Raw genomic sequence first — 10,804 nt, forward strand, 5'->3', positions numbered from 1 at the left:
TCTCTCGGGTCCACATCCCGAGCTTCCACCACAGCCGTTCTGGCTCAGCAACCCATTCTCAAACAGGCTCTTAGAGCTTCGTCTGTTCGAGGCCCACCGTCGGTGGCGGCAAAAATATGGGCCATTTCGGCTAAGTGAGGGTATCCCTCAAAGCTATCAGGAAATAATTTCTCGTTGCATCCGGGATTCTGACAGAACCCCGCAGAATCTGTAAAGAGCTTGAGTTTGGTAGCAGCATTAGGAGTTGCCTTTCCTCGACTACATGCCATCGTATCTAGCCACTGATCTGCGGTCGCACCTAACGTGCTCCGTAATTGCTCCAAGCTGCAACATGCGGTTCTTATACACGCTATTGCAATAACATTGTCGGACCGAGCGGTGACCCAAGTTTTACTGAGGACCCGAATTGGGCTCTGAGCAGAAGTATGCTCTAAGCATGAAAAGCTCGCCAATACCCGCAAACCACGATGGGGAGGAAAAAGTCTAAATAACTCATCAGAAAGTGACGGGATTTGTGGCGGTACCGGAGTCCGTGAAACACTAAGTCATTGAAATTGCTTGTTTGTTGGGTCCTGCAAGGGATTCGATGCCGCGGATGACAATATCTGCGGCAGCCGCAGAAGACATCGCTACTGGTACCTGGACACGAACAATGTGGTGACCTTGGCGGGCACCAACGGCTGCTTCTACGCCACCACCGTCTACTGCCGGCAGCGCTGAAATCCCCTGCCCAGGCGCGAGACGGCCCGTTCCCTCCGGCGCCTGGGACCTGGCGATCAACGATCGACCGGCCTCCGCCCCGTAGGGCAGAACATGCCGGTGCAGCTTGCTCAGAGCGACTTCAGGAATTCGACCAGGTCGGATTTCTGGCGCGAGGCCAGGCCCAGCCTGAACTGCCGGTCGTAGTGATCGACCACCGCCGGCAGGTCCGGGGCGCTGCCGTCGTGGAAGTAGGGCGGATGCTGCCAGAGCGCGCGCAGCGGCGTGGTGCGGTATTTTCCGGTGGCGGAACGGCTGGCATAAGCCGGGTCCATGCCGAGCTTGGCCGGATCATGCAGGAACGGCAGCTTGTGCCTGGGACCGCGCAGCACGTCGGTGAAATGGGGGCCCTGGTGGCAGGTGGCGCAGCGCGCCTCGTGGCGGAACAGGCGCTCGCCGCGCCTGGCTGCCGCGCGATCGAAGCTGCCCTTCGGCGGCTTCGGGGTGCGGAGGCTCAGCTGGTAGTCCAGCAGGGCCCTCAGCTTCGGGGTGACGAGGTCTGGGGTCTGCCGGATGGAGAGGCCGATGCGCGGGTCCTGGAAGCTGCCCTGGCCGCCCATCTGGCCGACGCCGACATAGCTGTTCCAGTAGGAGATCGGGCCGTCCCCGGTGAACGTCTCGAAGCCGACCCCCTTCAGGCCGTAGATCGGCGGAATGACGATCGGCAGGGACGGGCTGTTCAGCGGGATGAGTCTGGTGCCGTCGAACGCATGGTGGCGGGGGTCGTACTTGCCGGGGCCCCAGGCCTGGAACTCCTTTCTGGTGGCTTCGTCGAGGGCCGGCGAGAGGGCTACGATCGCGCCGACGTTCAGGTCGGTGTTCGCCCATCCGTCCAGCCGCTTGCCGACGCCTGGTGCGAGCGAGTTGTCGACCGTGGAGTGGCAGAGGGCGCAGGTGATGCCGATGCTCTCGAGCTGGCCGGCGCGGACCTTGCCCTGGACGCCCACGACCGCGTTCAGCCGCAACAACTCGACCGTGACGGCCGGGTCGGTCAGGTCGATCTGGCCGGCGCGGAGGGCGGCGACCAGCGTTCGCGGCAGGGCCTGCACGTCCACCTTGAGGCCGACCCCCAGCGCGGTCGCCGGCGGCACCGTCGCGATGACCTCGTGCATCCGCAGCACGTCGGTCCACAACTGCTCGTCGCCGAACGTGTCGTAGCGGAAGATCCGGCGGCCATCCTCATGGTCCCGGGGTTTTTTCCAGGGACCCATCGAATCGTAGTGTGACCTGCTGGCAGAGCTGTCCGGCAGCATCGCGCTGCCTGCCGCGCTCGCCGTGCCGCCCGGCCCGATCGCGGCGCCGACCAGCGCCAGGGTGGCGCAGGTCGCCGTCCAGAATGCCCGCCTGATCATCGCTTTCTCCCTCGCTGGAACATGGTCGGGAGACCGCCGTCACATGGTTCCTCGAAGGCCGGGCCATCACCGGGGTGCCTTCGGCGTCCACGGGCGCCGATGGCTGGGGAGGGGGCAAGGAATGGCGATGGCGGACCATGGCATCGTCAATCTCTGGGGATAGCGGTCCTTCCGATCGCTATGGGATGACGATGGCCGAAAAATGTTCCCGAGGTCGCTCGCGCGACGCCTGGCGGCGCTACGGTCAGGCGGCGGTCCAGCCGCCGTCCACCATCAGCGCCGAGCCGGTGGTGAGCGCCGAGGCGTCCGAGGCCAGGAACAGGACGGCACCGGTCAGGTCCTCGACCTTGCCCAGGCGGCCGAGCGGGATCTTGGCCAGGACCTCGGCGCGGAAGTCCGGGGCGGACAGGAACGGGCGGGTCATCTCGGTCTCGATGAAGGTCGGGCAGATCGTGTTGACCCGGATGCCGTGGGGGCCGAGGTCGAGGGCCATGGCCTTGGTCAGGCCTTCCAGGGCCGCCTTGGACGCGCAGTAGACGGTGCGGCCGCGGCCGCCGACATGGCCCATCTGCGAGGACACGTTGATGATCGAGCCGGGCTTGCCGGTGTCCAGGAGGCGGCGGGCGACGGCCTGGGCGGCGAAGAAGGCGGCGCGGACGTTCAGGCCGAAGATCGTGTCGAAATCGTCGACGGTGACATCGGTGAACGGCTTGGGCCGGTTGGTGCCGGCATTGTTGACGAAGACGTCGTAGGGCGGCGCGGCCGCGATCGCCGCGGCGACGGCATCGAGGTCGGTGACGTCGAGGGGGAGGGCCTGGGCCTGGCCGCCGGCGTCGCGGATTGCGGCGGCGGCGGCGTCCAGCTCGTCGGCCGAGCGGGCGACCAGGGTGACGGCGGCGCCGGCATCGGCCAGTGCGGCGGCGGCTGCCAGGCCGATGCCGCGGCCGGCACCGGTGACGAGCGCGCGCTTGCCGTCGAGGCGGAAGGAGGGGGGCTTGGGCAACTGCATCGTCATTCCGCGGCGCTGGCATAAGGGACGTTGCGGCCGCCATAGCGGCGCACGCGGAGGTTGGCCTGCTCGGCGTGGCCGGCGAAGCCTTCCAGCATACACAGGCGCGAGCAGTATTCGCCGACCTTGGCCGAGGCCTCGTCGGTGAGGACGCGCTGGTAGGTGACGGTCTTCAGGAACTTGCCGACCCAGAGGCCCCCGGTATAGCGGGCGGCGGTGCGGGTCGGCAGGGTGTGGTTGGTGCCGATCACCTTGTCGCCATAGCTGACATTGGTGCGGGGGCCCAGGAACAGGGCGCCGTAATTGGTCATGTGCTGGAGGAAGTAGTCGGGGTCACGGGTCATGACCTGGACGTGTTCCGAGGCAATTCTGTCGGCTTCGCGGACCATTTCGGCGTCGTCGTCGCAGACGATCACCGCACCATAGTCCTGCCAGGCTTTCCGGGCGATCTCGGCGGTGGGGAGGATCTGCAGCAGGCGCTCGATCTCGGCCATGGTCTCGCGGGCCAGGCGCTCCGACGTGGTGAGCAGGATGGCGGGGGAGGTCGGGCCGTGCTCGGCCTGGCCCAGGAGGTCGGTGGCGCACATCTCGCCGTCCACCGTCTCGTCGGCGATCACCAGCGTCTCGGTGGGGCCGGCGAACAGGTCGATGCCGACCCGGCCGTAGAGCTGGCGCTTGGCCTCGGCGACAAAAGCGTTGCCGGGGCCGACCAGCATGTCGACCGGGGCGATCGACGCGGTGCCGAGCGCCATGGCGCCCACGGCCTGGACGCCGCCCAGGCAGTAGATCACGTCGGCACCGGCCAGGTGCTGGGCGGCGACGATCGCCGCGGCGGGGCGGCCCTGGTAGGGCGGGGCGCAGGTGATGATCTCGGGCACGCCCGCGACCTTGGCGGTCAGCACCGACATGTGCGCCGAGGCGACCATCGGGTACTTGCCGCCCGGCACGTAGCAGCCGACCCGGTTCACCGGGATGTTCTTCTGGCCCAGCACCACGCCCGGCAGGGTCTCGACCTCGAAGTCCCGGAGGGAGGCGCGCTGGTGCTCCGCGAAGTTGCGGATCTGCGCCTGGGCGAAGCGGATGTCGTCCAGCTCCCGCTGCGAGAGCTCGTCCAGGCAGGCCTGGATCTCGGCGTCGGTCAGGCGGAAGTCGGCGCGGTCCCAGTTGTCGAACTTGATCGACAGCTCGCGCACCGCCTGATCGCCGCGGGCCTCGATGTCGGCCAGGATCGCCTCGACCGTGCCGCGCACCTTCTGGTCGTCCGCCGCCGCTGCCGCCGGGTCGCGGCCCTGCTTCAACACTCGTGCCATTGCCTGCCTCCCATCGCCTCGTCCGAAGGGCTTAGGCGGATGGGCGGCGGACGCAAGCGGGAAGTCCCGGGCCGCCGGTGGGTGGGTAGCAGGCGGGATTGCCGGCTGAGATACAGAGGATAACCATTCATCATATCAGCCGCTTCCGGGAGTCTGATACGTTGTTGCGGCAACCTGCCGCATGAGCTAAACCAACAGCATACATGGATATGGCGCTGACGGTGCGCACCACCGGTTCCGTCCGGTGCGGGGGCGGGCCGGCGCCGGCATTTCCGGCTGGAGTCCAAGTCGTCGTCCGATAGCTGATTCGATTCGTCCGATTATTTTCCGCTGAAGGCATGTCATGATCGATCCGCGTCTTTCGACGTTGCCGGGCCTCGGCAGCGAACCCTTGCTCGCGCGCCGGCTGTTCCTGCGCTCCGCGCTGGCCATGGCCGGGGCCGGCGCTGTCCTGGGCCTCCAGCCGGCCCGGGCCGAGGCGGCGGTCCAGGGGGATCGGCGGCTCGGCGCCTGGGGGCCGCTCCTGCCCTGGCCGTTCGTGCCGATTCACATGGTGATGACCCGTGACGGGCGGATCCTGAGCTATGGCTCGGACCGGGCCGGCATGCAGACCGGCCTGTTCGAGTATGATGTCTGGGATCCGAACGACGGGCCGGGCGGCTACCACCTGACTCTGCCGAACGGCACGGCCACCGACGTGTTCTGCAGCGCGCAGGTGCTGCTGCCCGATGTCGGGGACATCGTGATGGTGGGCGGCGACATCTGGGACGGCATCCGCACCAAGAACAAGGGGATCGACCGCTCGACCGTCTACCTTACCCGCAAGAAGCAGCTCGTGTCCGGGCGGGCGATGAACCGGGAGCGCTGGTACGCCTCGATCACCACCCTGCCGAATGGCGAGAGCTACATCCAGGGGGGCGACCAGGGCACCGACCATCCGGAAATCCGGGGGCGGGACGGCTCGTTCCGTCTGCTGGAAGGGGCCGACACCAGCGGGATCTCCTACTATTACCCGCGCAACTGGGTGGCGCCGGACGGGCTGATCTTCGGCTTTTCCGACCGGGCGGTGTACCGGGTCGACCCGTCCGGGGCCGGGCGGGTGGAGCGGCTCGGCACGTTTCGCGGCACCTGGGGCAAGAGCTCGACCGAGGCGATGTTCGCGCCGGGCAAGATCCTGCGCGTCGCGGGCGGCGGGACCCGGCCCGAGCCCGGCAACATGGCGACCGTGGTCGACATCAATGGCGGGACGCCCACCTACACCCAGACCGAGCGCCTGCCCAAGGCCCTGCACTGGAGCACGGCGACGCTGCTGGCGGACGGCAAGGTGGTCGTGACCGGCGGCTCCAAGGCCTATAACGAGCTGGTCGAGGTCAACTACACGCCGTTCATCTGGGACCCGAAGACCGGCAGGTGGACCAGCGGCGCGCCGACGAAATCGGGCAAGGCCCGGCTCTACCACTCGGCGGCGATCCTCTTGGCCGATGGCACGGTGCTGGTGGGCGGCGGCGGGGCGACCGGGCCGCAGAACAACCTGGATGCCGAGATCTACTACCCGCCCTATCTGTTCGACGCGAACGGCAAGCTGGCAGTGCGGCCGAAGATCGTCACCGTGCCGACCAGCTTGAAGGCCGGGCGCAACTTCAAGATCGGGGTCGACAACGGGGCGCGCATCGCCCGGGTGACGCTGGTCAAGACCGGCTCGGTCACCCACAGCTTCAACATGGACCAGCGCTTCCTGGAGCTGCCGTTCCAGCGTGCCGGCAACACGCTGGCGGTGACGGCACCCAAGACCAACAGGCTGGCCCCGCCCGGCTACTACCTCCTGTTCGTGATCGACAGGGACGGGGTGCCGTCGCTGGGCAAGGTCATGCCGATGTACATCACGGCGAGCTGACGGCGAGGCGTCGTCCGGGGAGGGGGGCGCCTGACCTGCTGTTCTTTCTTCTTCGTCATGGCTGGCTCTGAGAGTGCCTGACAGAACCACCGCCTGACGAATTCGAGGCAGATCAGGCCGGCTGCTCGCAGCTCTCGATTCCACGCCTGCCGATCCTGGGGATGATCTTGCACTGGCGCAGGGCCTGGCGGTGCTTGAAGTCGTAGAGCCGGGCTTGCATCGGTCGGTCGGATTCGACCTGTCGCCTCGCCGCCCTTTTCGCCGCAAACAACGCGCTGTCGATGCAGATCAGCTCCAGTCGATCGCGTTGGCCTTGCCCGGACGGTCGAGCAGGACGCGGTGCAGCCGATGTCCTGCGCGGCCTTGTCGGCGCGGAACCGGTGTCTTGCATCGAGGTCGATCAAGACCGTTTCGGGATCGAACCAGGAACAGATGCTTTAGGCGGTGGCCAGCCGCGATCGCGCCAGGCCGCTGTGAATGATCTCGAGCTATCTTTTCGAACGTTCCTGTCGCGCTCTCATTTCCAGCCACCTGTCGGCGTTCTTTCGACCCACGCTCTGCACCAGACGATCGTAGTCCGGACGGTTGGCGGCCAGGAATTCTTCCCGGTCCGCCATCGAAAGCGGCGCGTTGTAAGCGATCCCTTCGGAATTCACGCTCGTCTGTCGCGAACGAGCTTGGTTCCGGTTGTTTTCGGCCTGCTTCCGCTCCCAGACCTTACCGGCCTGTTGAGCCTTGTGATAATCCACGCCCTGCGCCTGCACCATGGACGGAACGGCAGCGAACGACATCGCGATGATCAGCCACGGGATGGATCGCACGAGTGACCTCCTTTCAACTTCACAATCGATGTCAGGGCGGCTCGGGAGTTCATGCCGCCCTTTTATTCATTGCTCGTAGCGGATGGTAAGTCGTCTGTAGCGGCTGAATCCAGCCAAGGTCCGCTCGATCGCCCACCGGTGCCGGCCAGGCTTCTCGCTGCTCTCGATCCCATGTCGAGCGATCTGGGGGCGCGATCTGGCGTCGGCGCAGTGTTGCGTTTGCTGCCAGGTCTGCCGCAGTCGGTCGCGTTGGGCCCGGTCGCTTCGCCCGGCCTGCAAGGTCGGCCACCTTTGGGCGTGGCAGGCTCAGGTGGCAGGAGCGGCGCAATCTCCTGCCACAGCTCATCAAGAACCAGGGGTGCAACCACGCCCGGCCAACAACGGCCGGACCATCAGGATCCGTTCTGATAGGCGCTCTACGACGGCCATGACGAAGAAGGGGGGCACAAGCTGCGGGGAGATGATCGACCCTGGGCGGAAGGCATGGGCCGACCTGCTGGTTCGTGATGGCCAGGTGACGTGCGCGGGCTGCGTCGTCCGCACTGGCCCGAGGTCGCGGATGGGCGGACGCGGCGCCCGCATGCGGCTAAGCAGGGGAGGAGTTCTCGGCCCGAGAGAACCGGCAGGGCGGCGCGCCGCCCCGCGGACGCCCACGAAGAACACGGGCAAGGAGGCTAGACGACATGCGATACGAGGCCAGTCCCTACCAGAGGGCAGTGACCCGGCGCGCGGTGCTCGGCGGCACTGCGGCGGCAGCACTCGCGATGCCGGCAGTGCTGCGCCGGGCCCATGCCGCGGAGCCGGTGCATCTGATCAGCCACCGCTATCCGGCGCTCGAATATTATGCCGACCGGATGCGGACGGCCGTGCCGGGGGTGGAGCTGGATGCACGGCTGATGCCGTCCGGCGACGCGATGCAGCTGCAGCGCATCGCCCTGTCCTCGCGCAGTGCCGGGCTGGACCTGCTCTGGGTCAACAGCATCAGCATCGCGAACTATGCCAAGAATGGCTGGCTGGAGCCGCTGGACGACCTCTGGGAGAAGCATCGGGAGGAGTTCAACCTCGACGACGTCAATCCGGCGTCGATGCGCGGCGTGACCTTCGAAGGGCACATCTACGCCATGCCGCTCACCACCAACGTGCTGCTCTGGGCGCATCGGCGCGACCTGCTGGAAGAGGCGGGGCTGGCGCAGCCGCAGAGCTGGGAGGACGTGATCGCGATCGCCGAGGCGCTGGATTCGCCGCCACGGCGCAGCGGGACGACGCTGGCGCTCAAATGGGACATGACGCCCCACGAGCTGCAGGCGGTGATGAACACGGTGGGGGAAGGGTGGTTCGACGCGGAGTGGCGGCCGATCTTCCAGCGCGAGCGCGGGGTGGCGGCGGTCGACACCTATCGGCGGCTGGCCAAGTTCGCGGTGCCGGGCTTCACCGCGCATGGCAATGACGAGAACGCGGTCAATTTCGGCCAGGATGTCTGTGCGGTCGGGCAGCAATGGGCGACGCGTTGCGCGTCCATGGACGATCCAGCCAAGTCGCGGGTGATCGGGCTGATCGACTGGACCACGCCGCCGGGCGGCAAGCAGTCGATCACCACGGACGGCTATGCGATCTCGCGCTTCTCCGGCCAGGACCGGGACACGCTGTTCCGGGTGCTGGCGGGGGCGCTCAGCGAGGAGAGCCAGCGTGGTGCAGCGAAGCTCGCGACGCCGCCGCGCCAGGCGGTGCTGAACGATCCGGAGGTGCAGAAGGAGTTCCGCTGGTATCCGGCGGTGTCGGCGGCGATGGCGGCCGCGGAGCCCCTGCCGAGCCTGCCCGAGTTCAACGAGGCGGCCGAGATCGCGACCAAGCGGATGGTCCAGGGCATCGTTGAGGAAACCGACATCCAGCAGGCGCTGGACACGGCGGCGAAGGAGGTCAGCGACCTGCTCGGGCGGCGCGGCTACCAGCAGTAGGCCCGAATTGGCGACGGCCGGTGCGGGGGGCACCCGGCCGGCCGCCGCCTGGCCTGAATGGCGTCGAAGAACAGTGGCAGGCCGTATTAAGGCTTTGACATGTTTTGTTCATCTCGGGTAACCGCCGGTGCGGGTGTGCACGAGCATGGGCAGGGTGGGCATGGTCATCCGCGGTACGGTCGGCAACGATCTTCTGGTCGGCACCAATGGGCCGGATGTGATCTACGATCCGTTCGGCAATCATCGGGTGCGGGCCCTTGCCGGGCGCGACCGGATCGAGCTCGGTGGTGGCGATGACCTGGTCTATGCCGGGCGCGGTGATGACCATGTGAACGCCGGCGACGGGGACGACATCGTCTTCGGCGAGGAGGATGCCGACCGGCTGTATGGCTGGCATGGTCATGACCTGCTGCTGGGCGGCGTGGGCGACGACGTCCTGTTCGGCCAGCATGGTGACGACGAGCTGCGCGGCGAGCATGGCGACGACATGCTGCTGGGTGGCGAAGGCGATGACGTGCTGAAAGGCGGTGACGGCAACGACCGGCTTTCCGGCAATGCCGGTGACGACCGGCTGCTCGACCATCGCGGCGATACGGTCGCGTTCGGCCATGACGGCGACGACCGGATCGAGGTGTGGGCGGGTGACCATGCGCTCTATGGCGGTGCCGGCAACGACTCGATTTCCGCCGGGCACGGCCAGAGCGTGATCTATGGCGGGCCCGGTGACGACAGGATCGGCCTGCCGGCGGACGAGGTGGACGAGCAGGTGCCGGGCGGCCGTGTGGATGGCGGGGCGGGGGACGACCGGCTGTTCGGCGGCCAGGGCGACGACCTGTTCCAGGGCGGCGACGGCAATGACACGATCAATGCCAGTGCCGGCGACGACCTGATCATGGGCGGGGCCGGCAACGACATTCTCTGGGGTAGCAGCGGCGACGACCGGATCTATGGGGGCGACGGCGACGACCGGCTGGAAGGCGGCAGCGGCCTGGACTTGCTCGTCGGCGGGGCCGGCAACGACCTGTTCGCGGTGGGCTTCCGGCTCCTGAACGGGTTTCAGACCTATCCGGACTCGTCGAACTTCGAGGCGGACGAGATCATCCGCGACTTCACCCGGGGCGAGGACCGGTTGCAGATCAGCTTCTTCCTGGCCGGCAATCCGGTCGACGAGACGGGCTGGACCGAGGAGATCCTGACCTTCTCGGACCTGGACGGCAACGGCGACGGCGTCCTGGACGGCGACGATGCCTGGTGCAGCGTGGAGGCGGTGGAACTGGACGGGGTGAGCGCCGCATCGCTGGTGATCGACATCGGGCTGATGCCTCGTTCGGAATCCACCGGCGACCACGGCACGGTCGCCCTATTCGGCGTGACGGCGCTGGGTGCGGCCGACATCGACGCGACCACGCGGCCGAGCTTCCTCTACTGAGGCCAGCGCGGCGTTCGGGGCGGGATCGGGCGGTCTTTCGCGTGGTGAACTCAGGGAGGGATCAGGACGGGAAGGCAGCCACGCCTTTCTGTCATCCCCCGGCCTGACCGGGGGATCAACGGCTGGAGGCGGATTGCCTGTACAGCTCGCCCGCGTCCGGGGATTGAGCATGGCCGGCGATGCACGGCTGGCTTATGGCAGTGGATCCCCCGGTCAGGCCCACGGCTGTCCGGTCCGCGGAAGCTTGCCGGGGTGCATGGCATTGATTCTACTGG

General features: G+C 67.2%; 7 protein-coding genes and 2 pseudogenes. 3 read left to right on the forward strand and 6 right to left on the reverse strand.

Annotation, left to right across the window (positions count from 1 at the left end; translation table 11 throughout):
• Nucleotides 1-830: 830 nt before the first annotated feature.
• The 3 genes from HLA95_RS25710 to hisD form a co-directional block, all read right to left on the reverse strand.
• Complete coding sequence (locus HLA95_RS25710) at nt 831-2,111, reverse strand: hypothetical protein (RefSeq protein ID WP_191061628.1); 1,281 nt, start codon at nt 2,109-2,111, stop codon at nt 831-833.
• Between the two features lie 244 nt (nt 2,112-2,355).
• Complete coding sequence (locus tag HLA95_RS25715; protein ID WP_255592261.1) at nt 2,356-3,120, reverse strand: SDR family NAD(P)-dependent oxidoreductase; 765 nt, start codon at nt 3,118-3,120, stop codon at nt 2,356-2,358.
• A 2-nt stretch (nt 3,121-3,122) separates the two neighbouring features.
• On the reverse strand, nt 3,123-4,430 hold the full coding sequence (hisD, locus tag HLA95_RS25720; protein WP_222184963.1) for a histidinol dehydrogenase: 1,308 nt from the start codon (nt 4,428-4,430) through the stop codon (nt 3,123-3,125).
• Nucleotides 4,431-4,773: 343 nt separating this feature from the next.
• Here hisD and HLA95_RS25725 point away from each other — a divergent pair, with 343 nt between their 5' ends.
• The gene (locus tag HLA95_RS25725; protein ID WP_222184965.1) at nt 4,774-6,324 is read left to right on the forward strand and encodes a galactose oxidase early set domain-containing protein; all 1,551 of its coding nucleotides are present in this window, start codon (nt 4,774-4,776) and stop codon (nt 6,322-6,324) included.
• Between the two features lie 204 nt (nt 6,325-6,528).
• Here HLA95_RS25725 and HLA95_RS29830 read toward each other — a convergent pair.
• The 3 genes and pseudogenes from HLA95_RS29830 to HLA95_RS29250 all read right to left on the reverse strand — a co-directional run.
• Nucleotides 6,529-6,684 (reverse strand): annotated as a pseudogene (locus HLA95_RS29830) (IS5/IS1182 family transposase); the annotation flags it as partial.
• Between the two features lie 128 nt (nt 6,685-6,812).
• On the reverse strand, nt 6,813-7,145 hold the full coding sequence (locus HLA95_RS25730; protein ID WP_191060407.1) for a hypothetical protein: 333 nt from the start codon (nt 7,143-7,145) through the stop codon (nt 6,813-6,815).
• Between the two features lie 69 nt (nt 7,146-7,214).
• Nucleotides 7,215-7,334, reverse strand: a pseudogene (locus HLA95_RS29250) (IS5/IS1182 family transposase); the annotation flags it as partial.
• Between the two features lie 494 nt (nt 7,335-7,828).
• On the opposite strand from HLA95_RS29250, the gene HLA95_RS25735 reads away from it, so the two are divergent.
• Both HLA95_RS25735 and HLA95_RS25740 read left to right on the forward strand, forming a co-directional pair.
• Nucleotides 7,829-9,100: an ABC transporter substrate-binding protein gene (locus HLA95_RS25735; RefSeq protein ID WP_191060406.1), complete on the forward strand. Its 1,272-nt coding sequence runs from the start codon at nt 7,829-7,831 to the stop codon at nt 9,098-9,100.
• 160 nt (nt 9,101-9,260) lie between these two features.
• Nucleotides 9,261-10,529 carry a calcium-binding protein gene (locus HLA95_RS25740; RefSeq protein WP_191060405.1) on the forward strand — a complete coding sequence of 423 codons (1,269 nt, stop codon included), beginning with the start codon at nt 9,261-9,263 and terminating at the stop codon, nt 10,527-10,529.
• The last annotated feature ends 275 nt before the right edge of the window (nt 10,530-10,804 follow it).

Origin of the sequence: Geminicoccus harenae (assembly GCF_019800005.1) — a bacterium.
GTDB classification, from domain to species: domain Bacteria; phylum Pseudomonadota; class Alphaproteobacteria; order Geminicoccales; family Geminicoccaceae; genus Geminicoccus; species Geminicoccus harenae.